Here is a 12,739-nt window from a genome sequence, read left to right on the forward strand (position 1 = left end):
CTCGCCCAGCCACAGCGCCGCCGCCCAGCCGGCCGCCACCAGGAGGGTCCAGCCGATCACCACGGGTCGTCCCCTCCTCATGACGCGACGTCGTCCAGATGGTCGGGGAGCCCGAACAGCGGGAACCAGCGAGGGGTGTCCAGGAAGCAGTGCATCCCGGTGATGGCCCCGTCCGAGATGTCGATGACCTGCACCGCCCACGGCACGAACCCCGGACCGTCCGGATTCGGCTTGTAGTGCGCGAAGGCCGGGGTGCCGTTGGCCTCGGTCGCCACCAGCCGGGAACCCGCGCAGGCCGCCCCGATGCTGAGCATGAAGCCTGTGATGTCGTCGTGTCCCCGCAGCCAGAGATCGAACGGCGGCATGGTCATCACGGCGTCCTCGTGGAGCAGCGCCGTCAGCGCCGCCATGTCGTACCCCTCGAAGGCCGCCACATAGCGGTCCAGCAGCTTGCGCTGCTCGTCGTCCAGCGGATTCGCGGTGTCCGGGACCTTGCCCTCCGTCTCCGCAATGGTCGCGCGGGCCCGTTGCAGGGCGCTGTTGACCGAGGCGACCGAGGTGTCGAGCAGCTCGGCGACCTCGCTCGCCCTCCACGCCAGGACCTCGCGCAGGATCAGCACCGCGCGCTGCTTGGGCGGCAGGTGCTGGAGCGCGGCGACGAAGGCGAGGCGCACCGACTCACGCGCCACGGCGGCCTCCGCCGGGTCGGCCACCGAGGGCAGGACGCGCCCGTCCGGCATCGGCTCCAGCCAGGTGTTCTCCGGGCGGGGGTTCAGCGCGGCCTGGGCCAGCGGCGTCGGGCCGGTCAGATCCACCGGCCTGGCCCGTTTGTTGCCCGCGTTCAGCATGTCCAGGCAGACGTTCGTCGCGATGCGGTACAGCCAGGAACGCAACGAGGAACGGCCTTCGAACTTGTCGAAGTTGCGCCAGGCGCGCACCAGCGTGTCCTGGACGGCGTCCTCCGCCTCGAAGGCCGAGCCGAGCATCCGGTAGCAGTAACCGGTCAGCTCGACCCGGTGTCCCTCCAGACGGCTGTCGATGTCCGCCGTCGCTGTCAGATCACTCATCGCTCCACCCCTGTTGCGCTGTGACACCGCTCGCTCAGCACTGTGGAAGCTACCGCAGGGCACTGACAACAGGGGCGGGAAGCGTGGAAACCCCAGCTCAGGTGCCGGGCTTGCGTCCGTAGACGAAGACGTCGTCGCCGTTCCTCAACAGATTCCAGTATGACTTCGCGTCCGCCGGGCGCATGTTGACGCAGCCCCCCGAGCCCGGGTTGTTGTACATGGACTTGGTGACCGAGTGGAACGCCTGCCCGCCGTCGAAGAACTGGGCGTACGGCATGCGGACGTCGTAGAGCGTCGACCAGTGGTTGATGTTGCGCCAGTAGATCTTCCTGGCGCCGGTCCGGGTCTCGTCACCGTTGCGGCCCGTGCGCACCGGTACCGGGCCGAACTTCAGCTTGGCGCCGTCCTGGATCCAGCTCAGCTGCCTGGTCAGGTCCACACACGCGATGCGCCCCTTGTTCGTGGGGCACTTCTTCGCGGCGTTGGGATTCTTCCCCGCCGCCTTCTGGGCGGTGATCGTCTTCATCGTGCGCCAGGTGACCGGCCCCGCGTACCCGATGGCCGGGGTGACGCCCTTCGCCACCTGGAACGAGCGGATCGCCTTGCAGTCGGCCGCCGACTGCTTCCCGTCGGCCGTCCGCTTCAGCCACTTCTCGACCTGCTTCTGGTACGGCCCCTTCGAGGCCGTGCAGGACGCCGCCTGAGCGGCCGTCCCGGTGCCCAGGACCAGTGCCGGCGCGGCCACCAGGCCCGCTACGGACAGGACGGCCCCGCGCCGCACCCCCGCGCCGCGTATCTTCCCCATGATTCCCATGTACGCCTGCTCCCCTTCGCGATCGCCCGTGGTGTGTGACTCCGCTTGTTGGACGTGCGCCGGGGAGCTGCGGTTGTGCGGCGGCAGGTCTCAGTTGTGCACAGGCGCCGGGGACGCGGCGCGGAGCCGGTCCTTCCGCGCCGCCCGGGTCCCGGACAGGGTGATCGACAGGACACCGAGGACAGCCAGGACACCCAGGACGACGGTGCCGGGCCAGCCCCCGGCGTGGAAGGCGACGGCCCCGAGCGTGCCGCCCGCGCTGGAACCCAGGTAGTACGCGGACTGGTAGAGCGCCGAGGCCTGGGCGCGTCCCGAGGTCGCCGTGCGGCTCACCGATGACGAGGCGACCGCGTGCCCGGCGAAGAAGCCCGCCGTGATCAGGACGAGGCCGGCCAGGACGGCGGCCAGCTGGCCGGCCAGGGAAAGCAGCAGGCCCGCGGCCGTCGTGGAGACGGCGAGGTAGAGCGCGCCCCGGCGGCCCAGCCGGGCGACCAGCCGGCCGGCGGCGGCGGAGGAGAGCGTGCCGACGAGGTAGACCAGGAAGACCGAGCCGATGACGCCCTGCGGCAGGCTGAAGGGCTCCTCGACGAGCCGGTAGCCGATCACCGTGTAGACCGCGCCGAACACCGTCATGAACAGGGCGCCGATCGCGTACAGGCGGCGCAGCAGCGGGTCGGAGAGGTGATGGCCGACGGTCCTCGCCAGGGCCTTCGGGTTGAGCGAGGCGGGGCTGAAGTGCCGGGCCCTGGGGATCAGGAAGTGGAAGACCACCGCGCAGGCCACGGCGAGCAGCCCGATCGCGCCGAGCGCCACCCGCCAGCCCCACAGCTGGGCGACCCAGCCGGAGAGGATGCGGCCGCTCATGCCGCCGATGCTGTTGCCCGCCACGAACAGTCCGATCGCGGCCACCAGCGCCTTGGGCCGTACCTCCTCGGCGAGGTAGGCCATCGCGGAGGCGGGCAGTCCGGCCAGCGCCGCGCCCTGGACCGCGCGCAGCGCGATCAGCCAGCCGAGCGACGGGGCGAAGGGGACGAGCAGGCCTATCACCACGGCGACCGCGAGGGAGGCCGTCATCATCTGCCGCCGCCCGAAACGCTCGGAGAGGGCGCTCAGCGGCAGGACGCACAGGGCCAGCGCCCCGGTCGCCGCCGAGACCGTCCAGCTCGCCCGGCCGGCCGTCGCGCCGAAGGACGCGGAGACGGCGGGCAGCAGGGCCTGGGTGGAGTAGAGGAGGGCGAAGGTCGCGATCCCCGCCGCGAAGAGCGCGAAGCTCATCCGGCGGTAGCCGGGGCCGCCGGGCGTGAGGCGGTCCGGGGCGGGCGGGGGGACGGCGGCGGGGGATGACGGAACGGCGGCGTCCAGCACGACGGTGGACGCCCCGGTACTGGCAGGAGGCATACAGCGAACGTAGAGCGCGCGGTTTCATGCGTCCAATGCATGAAACCCTCATAATCGTTCCCATGGCGCATCAGTACAGCTCACAGCGGCGGCTGTCACCGAGCAGTTACGAAGAAGACATCCGGGCCGTACTCGCGCCTCGCCTCGCGTACTTCGAGGCGGTGGCCCGCCACGAGCACGTCACCCGCGCCGCGCACGAGCTCGGCGTCCCGCAGTCGACGCTGTCCCGGGCCATGGTGAGGCTGGAACAGGACCTGGGGGTCGCCCTCTTCGCCCGCCGGGGCCGCACGGTCTCGCTGACCCCCGCCGGCCGTACGTTCCTCACCTCCGCCGAACGCGCGCTGGCGGAGGTGGAGAAGGCGGCCGACTCGGTACGCGCGGACGCCGACCCCACGGCGGGCAAGGTCGCCTTCGGCTTCCTGCACACCATGGGCTCCGAGACCGTGCCCGCGCTGATCCGCGCCTTCCGCGCCGACCACCCCCGGGTCCGCTTCCAGCTCGTCCAGAACTACGGCGAAGCGATGATCGAACGCCTCCGGGCGGGCGGCCTCGACCTCTGCCTCACCTCGCCCGTCCCCGACGCCCCGGACCTCGTCGCCATGCGCCTGGACGAGCAGCGGCTGCGCCTGGTCGTCCCCGACGACCACCGGCTGGCGGGCCGCCGGCGCATCCGCCTCGCCGAGGCCGCCGACGAAACGTTCGTCACGCTCGAACCCGGTTACGGACTGCGGCGGATCACGGACGACCTCTGTGCCGAAGCGGGCTTCACCCCACGGGTCGCGTTCGAGGGCGAGGAGGCGGAGACGCTGCGCGGCCTGGTCGCGGCCGGGCTCGGGGTGGCGCTGCTGCCACCGCCCGCCGTCGCCCGGCCCGGTGTGGTCGAGCTGACGGTGACGGCGCCGCGCGCGGCCCGCGAGATCGGGGTCGCCTGGCTGGACGGCCACCCCGACACGCCGCCGGTGGCCGCCTTCAAACGCTTCCTGCTGTCGCGCCGGGGGAGCCTGCTGCCGGACTGAGGGGCGGGCCCTCTCAGTACCTCAGCGACCGCCCGAACCCCGCTGCCAGGGGCATCCGCAGCCCCAGCGGCGGGGGAGCGGCGAACGCGTCGGTGACGGGGCGCGCGTACGCGCGGGCGAGGAGTGAACCTCGTATGAAGTCCGAGGCCAGTGCCATCACTTCGGAGCGGTGCTGACGCAGCGCGTGCCCGTCCGAGTGCACCTCGAAGCGGCAGGTGTCCCGGTTGGCCTTCTTGGCGCGCTCGGCCAGCCGGTAGGAGAGCTCCGGATCCGTCCGCTCGTCGTTCGTGCCGTGCACGATCAGGACCCGGCGCCCCGCCAGGTGTTTCACCGGCTCGGGTTCCGGCTCCGTGCCTTCCGGAAGCCAGGGCGCCATCGCCAGCACGGAGTTGACGGCGGTGTGCCCGGCGCCGCGCAGGGCCGCCCGGCCGCCCATGCCGTGCCCGACGAGGCAGACGGGGACGTCGCCGTAGCGGCGTACGACCTCGTCGGCCGCCCAGTGGGCGTCGGCCGCCGGGTCCGCGCCGGCGTTCCAGCCCCGGGTCCGGTAGCGCACGACGTGCACCGCGAGCCCGTCCGTCCGGCCGGTGCGGGCCAGGGCCCGGGCGAGCGGCAGCTGTGCCGCGTACGAGAAGGCGGAGGGACGGCGTCTGGAGTCGGTCTCGCCGTCCGGGAGCAGCAGGACGACGCCGCTGACCTCGGGTGCTGCTCCGGCCGTGAGGACGGCCCGTCCCAGCCTGGCGGCAGGCAGGGGAAGTGCGCGCTGTGCCATGACAGAACAGTGTCAGAAGGACAGGTGTATTCCAGCTGGCTTCGCGGTCACTGTTACGCATCGACACCCAGCACTCTACGCGCGTAGGCGTTAGAGTGCCCGAATGACGAGCCAGACCCTGAACGTCCCCGGTCCCGACCAGATCCGCCGCGCGCCCAAAGTGCTGCTCCACGACCATCTCGACGGCGGCCTGCGCCCCGGCACGATCGTCGAACTGGCGCTCGCGCAGGGATACGACGCCTTGCCCGAGACCGAGCCCGACAAGCTCGGCCTCTGGTTCCGCGAGGCGGCCGACTCCGGTTCGCTGGAGCGCTACCTGGAGACGTTCGCCCACACCTGCGCCGTCATGCAGACCCGCGACGCGCTGTTCCGGGTGGCGGCGGAGTGTGCCGAGGACCTCGCCGAGGACGGTGTCGTCTACGCCGAGGTGCGGTATGCGCCCGAGCAGCACCTCACCGCGGGTCTGTCACTCGAAGAGGTCGTCGAGGCGGTCAACGAGGGTTTCCGTGAGGGTGAGCGCCGGGCCCGCGTGAACGGCCACCGCATCCGCGTCGGCGCCCTCCTCACCGCGATGCGGCACGCCGCCCGCGCGCTGGAGATCGCCGAACTCGCCAACCGGTACCGCGATCTGGGTGTCGTGGGCTTCGACATCGCGGGTGCCGAGGCGGGCTACCCCCCCACCCGCCACCTGGACGCCTTCGAATACCTCAAGCGGGAGAACAACCACTTCACCATCCACGCGGGAGAGGCCTTCGGCCTGCCGTCGATCTGGCAGGCCCTGCAGTGGTGCGGCGCGGACCGGCTCGGCCACGGTGTCCGCATCATCGACGACATCGAGATCGCCGAGGACGGCGGCGTGACGCTGGGGCGCCTCGCCTCCTACGTGCGTGACAAGCGGATCCCCCTGGAGCTCTGCCCGACCTCCAACCTCCAGACCGGAGCCGCGGACTCGTACGCCGACCACCCCATCGGCCTGCTGCGGAAACTGCATTTCCGCGCCACCGTGAACACGGACAACCGGCTGATGAGCGGGACGAGCATGAGCCGGGAATTCGAGCTGCTGACCGAGACCTTCGGATACACGCTCGACGACATGCAGTGGTTCACGGTCAATGCGATGAAATCGGCGTTCATTCCTTTCGATGAACGTCTGGCGATGATCAACGATGTCGTGAAGCCGGGGTACGCGGAGCTGAAATCCGAGTGGCTTTTCCGGCAGACGGCTGTGACCAGCGGTTCTTCATCCGTCGCGGGCTGAGTGGAACAAAAGGGAAGCGGCCGGGAGCATACGGTCCCGGTCGTTTTCCCTGTCCCGGCCTGTTTGCGGGAGGGGAGTGGGGCTGATTACGTTGCGGAGCTGCTCACATCCCCTTCCCCAAGGATGAATTCCACATGAAGAAGCCAGCCTTCAGGACCCTCGGTGCCGCCGCTCTCGGCGCCGCTTTCGTCGTCGCCGGTGCGGGCGGTGCCTCCGCCGTCGCCGTGCCCGTCGACGCGGTGGCAGGCTCCCTGCCCTCCGGTATCGCCCTCGACTCCGTCACGGACGCGCTGCCCGCCGTGCAGGAGGCGGCCGGCGGAATCATCGAACAGCGGCAGCCCGGCAGCGGCAGTGACCTCTCGGCCCCCGACACCAACCTGCTCGGCGGGCTGCCCACCGGCACCCTGCCGCTCGTCGGCTGATCACCGGACACACCTGTGGGGCGCACACCCGGACAGGGTGTGCGCCCCACAGTTCTCTCCCCGTGGTCCCGACGGTCACCAGGCCGCCGCGGCCGGGCTCTTCTCCGACGGCAGCAGCATCCACAGCGCCAGGTACAGCAGGAACTGGGGGCCGGGGAGCAGGCACGACACCAGGAAGATGACGCGCATCGTCCCTGCGGAGGTGCCGAAGCGCCGTGCCAGCGCTGCGCACACCCCACCGATCATGCGTCCCTCACGGGGGCGGACAAGTGCGGCCATGGTGGGCTCCTTCGCGAACCGTTTCGGGGAGCAGCTCCGTCGTGCTCCCGGTACCTCCATAGTGGCTCCGCGAAGGGGTACAAAGCGTCGCTCTACGGGGCGATACCGACCCTGGTAATCGTCGGGGTCGACCCCTGAGAGGCATGAGAGGCCTCACCGCGCGACGAACGGGCCCCGTCGCCGATCCGGGACAGGTCACCGGCCCCCGCCCGGTTGCCCCGGCGCAGTCGTGACCGGGACAGAGGCACGACCAGGAGATGCGCCAGCGCGACACCAGCGGTGTTGAGGAGCAGCGAGTCGACGTCGACGACCTGGCCCGGCACCCCCGTCTGCGCCAGTTCGATGGCCATCGAGATCAGTGCCCCGGCCGTGACCGTACGGGCCAGTGAAGCCCACGGGGAGACCAGCAGCCTGCCGCCGGCCATCGGCAGCAGTATGCCCAGCGGCGCGAGCAGCAGCAGGCCCTCGCCGATACGGCGTACCGCCTCGGCCGGGCCCAGGGCCAGATCCGCCCTGATGCCGGCGAGCGGCTGGAAGTTCGCGGCTGTCACCCAGGGCACGTCCAGCGGGCGCAGCGTCAGCCAGCCGACGAACAGAAGATGCACGAGGAGGAGGAGTACCCCCGCCGCGCGGAAGCGGATGACGGCCGGGCCGTCCGGACTGTGACGCACGTGCACGAAGACGCCACGACCGGCAGGATCGGTTCCGCCCGGTTCCGGCAAGGCTCTGTGACGAGCGGCACGGGCGGCACGGGCGGCCACGAGCAGCGCGAGCGGCCACGAGCGGCGCGGGCGCAGGGGGGCGGGTCCGAGGTCCTGCGACGAGCCCGGAGCGGGTTTCGACGCCGGCGGTGGTACGCCGCCCTGGAGAGCCGTGCACCTGTGGACCCGTGGGCCCGTGGGCCCGTGGACCGGTGACCCCGCAGCCCCGCGGCCCCGCGGCCTCAGGACAGCTCGACCGCTCCCAGCGTGGGTACCTCGCCGGGCCGGCTCTTCGTCTCCGACGTGCACAGATAACCCCGGGGGGCGTAGTTCCCCGGCCCGCCGAGCAGCACCGGCCCTCCGGAACCGAGCGACTCGCTGTCCGCGTACGAACACACCACCTGGGCGAGCGCCTCCTCGGGCAGGTCGTCCGGCTGCTCGCTGAGGCGCAGCGTGCCCTCCGGGTCCCCCTTGTGGGCGTCGGTGACCCGCAGACCCGCCGGCACACCGGTGGAGAACCCGGCACGCCGCTCGCCGGAGTCCGGCTCCCGCTGAAGCTCGCCGAGGAGCGCCTGCGCGATCAGGAGGGGGCCGGACCGCGACTCGTCGATCTCGACCGTGCGCTCCACCGTCACCAGCTGCGAGGCGCAGAGCAGATGGATCCGCACGGAGACACTCCCCGGCGGCGGTGCCGTCGCCTGCGCCGACGCGGTCCGGCACGGCATCCGGGACGGCGCCGCCCCGGCGTCGACCGGTACCGAGGTGCTGCGGATGCCGCAGCCCGCGGCCAGCGCCGCACAGGCCGCGACGGCGGCCAGCGCGGCGGCGGCCCGGCGGGGCCGCCGCTCCGGCAGCCCCCCGCGTGATGCGCCGTACGCCCGCTCGCCGCGCATCACTTCGCGTCACCCCTCTCGTTCCGGTCAGGGTCGTCGTTCCCCGGGGTGCCGGTCAGGTTCTCCGCGTCCCGGGGGAGACGCAGCACGAACACCGCGCCCTCGCCGTCCGGCAGGTTCGAGGCCGTGATGCCGCCACCGTGGATGTGCGCGTTCTCCACCGCGATGGACAGTCCGAGGCCACTGCCCTCGGAACGCGGGCGGGAGGCACTCGCCTTGTAGAAGCGGTCGAACACATGGGGCAGCACCTCCTCGGGGATGCCCGGGCCGTGGTCGCGCACCTCGATGACCAGATCGTCCTCGTCGGTCCGCACGGACACCCGCACGGGTGAGCCACCGTGCTTGAGGGCGTTGCCGATCAGATTCGCCAGGATCACGTCGAGCCGGCGCGGATCCAGCCGCACCATGATGCCGCGTTCCGCGTCCAGGTGGACCGCGTCCAGCCAGGCACGGGCGTCGATGCAGGCGGTCACCTGGTCGGCGACGTCCACCGTGTCCAGGACGAGACGGGCCGTACCGGCGTCGAAGCGGGTGACCTCCATGAGGTTCTCCACCAGGTCGTTCAGCCGCCGGGTCTCGCTCACCACCAGGTGCACGGCCGGAGCGATCATCGGGTCCAGGCTGTCCGCCTCGTCCTCCAGCACCTCGGCGACCGCCGTGATCGCGGTCAACGGGGTGCGCAGCTCGTGCGACATGTCGGCGACGAATCTGCGGCTCGACTCCTCCCGCGCGCTCATGTCCGCGACCTTCTTCTCCAGCGAGCTCGCGGCCTTGTTGAACGTGTGGGAGAGGTCCGCGAGTTCATCGGTGCCGGAGACCACGAGACGCGTGTCGAGCTTGCCCTCGCCGAGCTTGCGGGCCGCGTCACCGAGCCGTTGCACCGGCCGCAGCACGGTCGTCGCCGCGGCCTGGGCGAGGAGGGCCGAGCCGACCAGGGCCAGCGCGGTGGCGATCCCCAGGGACCAGGCCAGCGAGTTGAGGTCCTCGCGCTCCTGGTCGAGCGACTTCAGCATGTAACCGGCCGGCCCACCGCCGATGATCTTCGTCCCCGCCACCAGGTAAGGGGTGCCGCCCAGGGTCGTCCGCTGCCAGAACAGGTGGTACTCAAAGGTGTTGGCCGACGTCAGCGGCTGCTTCTTGTTCACCTGCTTCTGCAGTGAGGCGGGCACGTCGGCCTTGGTGAAGGAGTCGAGGTCGGAGGTCCCGGTGACGGGCTTTCCGTCACGGGTGCCGATCAGCAGCACGTGGTAGCCCGGGCCGCTGCTCGCCATCTGCTCGGCGGCGTCCCGCAGATCGTCCCCGGTGGGCTCCAGCGGCAGCGCCGCCGCCCGGTTCTGCATCTGGCGGCGGAAGTCGCCGAGCGCCGCGTCCTGCGTACGCGTCAGGACGGCCTCACGGTTCAGCCAGTACGCGATGCCCGAAGCGGACACCGCCGCCGTGAGGGCCACCAGCGCGAACACGATCAGAAGCCGCAGCCGCAGACTGGTCCAGCGAAGACCCGCGACTATGGAGCGTTTCGCGGAATCGCTCACTGAGGCGAGTCCAGCCGGTATCCCACGCCGCGCACGGTACGGATCAGGGTCGGTGAGGACGGCACGTCCTCCACCTTCGCCCGCAGCCGCTGCACACAGGCGTCCACCAGCCGCGAGTCACCGAGGTAGTCGTGCTCCCACACCAGACGCAGCAACTGCTGCCGGGACAGGGCCTGTCCGGGCCGGCGGCTCAGTTCGAGCAGGAGCCGCAGCTCGGTCGGCGTGAGCTGCAGGTCCTCCCCGTTCTTCGTGACGGTCATCGCCGAACGGTCGATGACGACGCTCCCGAAGGTCGCCGAGTCGGTGGACTCCCTCTCCCCGCGGCGCAGGACCGCGCGGATACGGGCGTCGAGCACCCGGCCCTGGACGGGTTTCACCACATAGTCGTCCGCGCCGGACTCCAGTCCCACCACGACGTCGATGTCGTCGCTGCGCGCGGTCAGCAGAATGATCGGCAGCTGGTCGGTACGCCGGATCCTCCGGCAGACCTCGAAACCGTCGATCCCGGGCAGCATCACATCCAGCACAACCAGGTCGGGCCGCTGCTCCCGGAGCAGCTCCAGGCCGTCCTCTCCCGTCGCCGCAGTGGCCACACGGTGGCCCTGGCGCGACAGGGAGAGTTCGAGGGCTGTGCGGATGGCGTCGTCGTCCTCGATCAGCAACAGGAAAGGCACAGAGGTCATTCTGGCCCATGGTGGTGCCACGTTTCGACAATCCCCCCGACTTGACCGGCCGGTCCGGCCTCCGGCAGGCCCTGTGACAGCTCTGTGACAGTCGGGGGACAGGGCCATGAAACTGCCCCGGCAAGCTCGTTGGCACACGGAACGACCGGACTCCACCGATGGGGGGCGCCAGATGAACGCACTGCACAGCACCACCTCAAGCGCAGTAGTCACGCGCCTTCACGATGTCGGGCGGAGTCAGGAGAAGTCCGGCGCCGGAGCACGGGGGTGCGTTCGTGGCGCCGGACGTCAGCACTCGTCGTACCTGACGATGGTTGACGTGCCCACGGGGGAGAACGGGGGAAGCGCGTACGGGGAGGTCTCGGGGGAGCGGAAGCCCCTGGACCGGGCGGAGGACGCCGAAACGGCGTTCACCGCCTACGTCCAGGAGCGCCGCGCCTCCCTGTACGCAACCGCCTATCACCTGACCGGCGACCGGTTCGAGGCCGAGGACCTGCTGCAGAGCGCCCTCTTCTCGACGTACCGGGCGTGGGACAGGATCAGTGACAAGGCGGCCGTCGGCGGATATCTCCGCCGCACCATGACCAATCTGCACATCAGCGCATGGCGCAGGCGCAAGCTCAACGAATACCCGACCGAGGAGCTGCCGGAGACGGCGGGCGACACGGACGCGATGCGGGGCACGGAACTGCGGGCGGTGCTCTGGCAGGCGCTCGCGCGACTGCCGGAACTCCAGCGCACGATGCTGGTGCTCCGCTACTACGAGGGCCGTACGGACCCGGAGATCGCGTCCATCCTCGACATCAGTGTCGGCACGGTGAAGTCGAGCATCTGGCGGTCGCTCCGCCGGCTGCGCGAGGACGAGGTCCTCAGCTTCGGCCGTGACGAGGAGGAGTCCTTCGGCGAGCTGGTGGCCTGAGGTCCACGGGGGCACGGGGAAACGGGGGAGAGGCCGCGGCTTCGGGGGAGGCGGCGGTACGGGGGAGACGCAGCGGGGCCGGACGGGCCGGGGGGCCTGTCCGGCCCCGCCGCGCTTTCCGCGTTCCCGGGCCCCGCGCGGGCCTCCCGTCCGGATCAGGCCGGGTTCACCGGCTCCGGCCGGTCCGGCACCCGGCTCCGCGGGGTCCGGCAGCGCCCCGCCGCCGCCGCGGCCAGCCGGCCCAGGGCCTCCTGCTTGGCGCAGGGGTACGCGCCCAGTGCCGTCTGGCGGGCCACGATGCGCCGCTCGGACCGCATCAGCCGCCACCCGCGACGCAGCAGGAACGGCACCGACTTCCGCCCCTCCCTCAGGTCCCGCACCAGCCGCCGGCGGAACGTCGTCGACGGCCGGCCGCGCAGGCACAGCGCGTCCGCGAGCAGGCCCAGCTCCTGGCAGCGCTCCACGATGTCCGCCGCGAAGATGCCCTCGGCGATGAACAGAGGCGTGCGCTCGATGTCGAGCGTCTCGCGGCCCGTCCGCGCGCTCGTGGCCAGGTCGTACAGGGGAACGGACGTCCGCCCCGTGCTGCACAGCTGTGCTATGGCGGCGACCGCGCCGTCCGCATCCCAGGACAGGGCCGAGTCCCAGTCGATGTCCGAGCTGCCGGTGACCCGCGGCAGTGTCGGATCGTTCCCCTCCTTGTAGAAGTCGTCCAGGCGCAGCACCGGGAGACCGCTACGGGCCGCGAGGGAGGACTTGCCGGAGCCGGACGGACCGGCGAGCAGCACGACACGCGTGGGGATCGGTTGGGAACTCACAGAACAGAAGTGTGAGGCATTGACCCGCGCAGGGGATCCCCGGGGAGTCCTGTTGGTACCGAGCATCACACCTCAACTACTCTGCGCGCACGGACGACTACCGAAACGCCCGATCAGGTGGGAAAAACATGGCACGTCATGCACTGACCAAGCCCCGGCGCCGCGTT

Annotated in this window: 14 protein-coding genes; 4 read left to right on the forward strand and 10 right to left on the reverse strand. The window is 71.2% G+C overall.

Features of this window, described 5'->3' with window-relative positions; translation table 11 throughout:
• Positions 1-77: 77 nt before the first annotated feature.
• The 3 genes from VN520_RS17165 to VN520_RS17175 all read right to left on the reverse strand — a co-directional run bounded on the left by VN520_RS17165 (position 78) and on the right by VN520_RS17175 (position 3,279).
• Positions 78-1,094, reverse strand: a complete 1,017-nt coding sequence (locus tag VN520_RS17165) for a sigma-70 family RNA polymerase sigma factor (protein ID WP_325747801.1) — start codon at positions 1,092-1,094, stop codon at positions 78-80.
• A 70-nt stretch (positions 1,095-1,164) separates the two neighbouring features.
• Positions 1,165-1,881 carry a L,D-transpeptidase gene (locus VN520_RS17170; protein WP_325747802.1) on the reverse strand — a complete coding sequence of 239 codons (717 nt, stop codon included), beginning with the start codon at positions 1,879-1,881 and terminating at the stop codon, positions 1,165-1,167.
• A 90-nt stretch (positions 1,882-1,971) separates the two neighbouring features.
• The gene (locus VN520_RS17175) at positions 1,972-3,279 is read right to left on the reverse strand and encodes an MFS transporter (RefSeq protein WP_325747803.1); all 1,308 of its coding nucleotides are present in this window, start codon (positions 3,277-3,279) and stop codon (positions 1,972-1,974) included.
• 62 nt (positions 3,280-3,341) lie between these two features.
• On the opposite strand from VN520_RS17175, the gene VN520_RS17180 reads away from it, so the two are divergent.
• A complete protein-coding gene (locus VN520_RS17180) occupies positions 3,342-4,295 on the forward strand; it encodes a LysR family transcriptional regulator (RefSeq protein ID WP_325747804.1) in 954 nt (317 codons plus the stop codon).
• Positions 4,296-4,308: 13 nt separating this feature from the next.
• On the opposite strand, the gene VN520_RS17185 is transcribed toward VN520_RS17180, so the two are convergent.
• Positions 4,309-5,067 (reverse strand): alpha/beta hydrolase, encoded by a 759-nt coding sequence (locus VN520_RS17185; RefSeq protein WP_325747805.1) that lies wholly within the window; start codon positions 5,065-5,067, stop codon positions 4,309-4,311.
• Positions 5,068-5,170: 103 nt separating this feature from the next.
• Between VN520_RS17185 and VN520_RS17190 the strand changes: the two genes are divergently transcribed.
• Positions 5,171-6,325 carry an adenosine deaminase gene (locus tag VN520_RS17190; RefSeq protein ID WP_325747806.1) on the forward strand — a complete coding sequence of 385 codons (1,155 nt, stop codon included), beginning with the start codon at positions 5,171-5,173 and terminating at the stop codon, positions 6,323-6,325.
• Positions 6,326-6,459: 134 nt separating this feature from the next.
• Entirely contained in the window at positions 6,460-6,747 is a 288-nt protein-coding gene (locus VN520_RS17195; RefSeq protein WP_325747807.1) for a hypothetical protein, read from the forward strand.
• 75 nt (positions 6,748-6,822) lie between these two features.
• Here VN520_RS17195 and VN520_RS17200 read toward each other — a convergent pair whose 3' ends face one another.
• The 5 genes from VN520_RS17200 to afsQ1 all read right to left on the reverse strand — a co-directional run bounded on the left by VN520_RS17200 (position 6,823) and on the right by afsQ1 (position 10,826).
• Positions 6,823-7,026: a PspC domain-containing protein gene (locus VN520_RS17200; protein WP_325747808.1), complete on the reverse strand. Its 204-nt coding sequence runs from the start codon at positions 7,024-7,026 to the stop codon at positions 6,823-6,825.
• A gap of 92 nt (positions 7,027-7,118) precedes the next feature.
• On the reverse strand, positions 7,119-7,703 hold the full coding sequence (locus tag VN520_RS17205; protein ID WP_325747809.1) for a VanZ family protein: 585 nt from the start codon (positions 7,701-7,703) through the stop codon (positions 7,119-7,121).
• Between the two features lie 266 nt (positions 7,704-7,969).
• Positions 7,970-8,620 carry a hypothetical protein gene (locus VN520_RS17210; RefSeq protein ID WP_325747810.1) on the reverse strand — a complete coding sequence of 217 codons (651 nt, stop codon included), beginning with the start codon at positions 8,618-8,620 and terminating at the stop codon, positions 7,970-7,972.
• Positions 8,620-10,152 (reverse strand): HAMP domain-containing sensor histidine kinase, encoded by a 1,533-nt coding sequence (locus tag VN520_RS17215; RefSeq protein WP_325747811.1) that lies wholly within the window; start codon positions 10,150-10,152, stop codon positions 8,620-8,622. Before VN520_RS17215 ends, VN520_RS17210 begins: the two co-directional genes overlap by 1 nt.
• A complete protein-coding gene (gene afsQ1, locus VN520_RS17220) occupies positions 10,149-10,826 on the reverse strand; it encodes a two-component system response regulator AfsQ1 (RefSeq protein WP_015578482.1) in 678 nt (225 codons plus the stop codon). The genes VN520_RS17215 and afsQ1 overlap by 4 nt, the downstream gene beginning before the upstream one ends.
• A gap of 181 nt (positions 10,827-11,007) precedes the next feature.
• Between afsQ1 and VN520_RS17225 the strand changes: the two genes are divergently transcribed.
• Positions 11,008-11,754 (forward strand): SigE family RNA polymerase sigma factor, encoded by a 747-nt coding sequence (locus VN520_RS17225; protein ID WP_325747812.1) that lies wholly within the window; start codon positions 11,008-11,010, stop codon positions 11,752-11,754.
• Positions 11,755-11,909: 155 nt separating this feature from the next.
• Here the strand turns inward: VN520_RS17225 and VN520_RS17230 are convergent, their stop codons facing one another.
• The gene (locus tag VN520_RS17230) at positions 11,910-12,638 is read right to left on the reverse strand and encodes a uridine kinase (RefSeq protein WP_325747813.1); all 729 of its coding nucleotides are present in this window, start codon (positions 12,636-12,638) and stop codon (positions 11,910-11,912) included.
• Positions 12,639-12,739 lie beyond the last annotated feature (101 nt).

It is taken from the genome of Streptomyces sp., assembly GCF_035563135.1.
GTDB lineage: Bacteria > Actinomycetota > Actinomycetes > Streptomycetales > Streptomycetaceae > Streptomyces.

Coding starts and splice junctions, on each gene's coding strand:
- VN520_RS17210 (WP_325747810.1), bottom strand. CDS start 8,620: ATGCGCGGCGAGCGGGCGTACGGCGCATCACGCGGGGGGCTGCCGGAG.
- VN520_RS17200 (WP_325747808.1), bottom strand. CDS start 7,026: ATGGCCGCACTTGTCCGCCCCCGTGAGGGACGCATGATCGGTGGGGTG.
- VN520_RS17180 (WP_325747804.1), top strand. CDS start 3,342: ATGGCGCATCAGTACAGCTCACAGCGGCGGCTGTCACCGAGCAGTTAC.
- VN520_RS17170 (WP_325747802.1), bottom strand. CDS start 1,881: ATGGGAATCATGGGGAAGATACGCGGCGCGGGGGTGCGGCGCGGGGCC.
- VN520_RS17225 (WP_325747812.1), top strand. CDS start 11,008: ATGAACGCACTGCACAGCACCACCTCAAGCGCAGTAGTCACGCGCCTT.
- VN520_RS17185 (WP_325747805.1), bottom strand. CDS start 5,067: ATGGCACAGCGCGCACTTCCCCTGCCTGCCGCCAGGCTGGGACGGGCC.
- VN520_RS17175 (WP_325747803.1), bottom strand. CDS start 3,279: ATGCCTCCTGCCAGTACCGGGGCGTCCACCGTCGTGCTGGACGCCGCC.
- VN520_RS17195 (WP_325747807.1), top strand. CDS start 6,460: ATGAAGAAGCCAGCCTTCAGGACCCTCGGTGCCGCCGCTCTCGGCGCC.
- VN520_RS17230 (WP_325747813.1), bottom strand. CDS start 12,638: ATGCTCGGTACCAACAGGACTCCCCGGGGATCCCCTGCGCGGGTCAAT.
- VN520_RS17190 (WP_325747806.1), top strand. CDS start 5,171: ATGACGAGCCAGACCCTGAACGTCCCCGGTCCCGACCAGATCCGCCGC.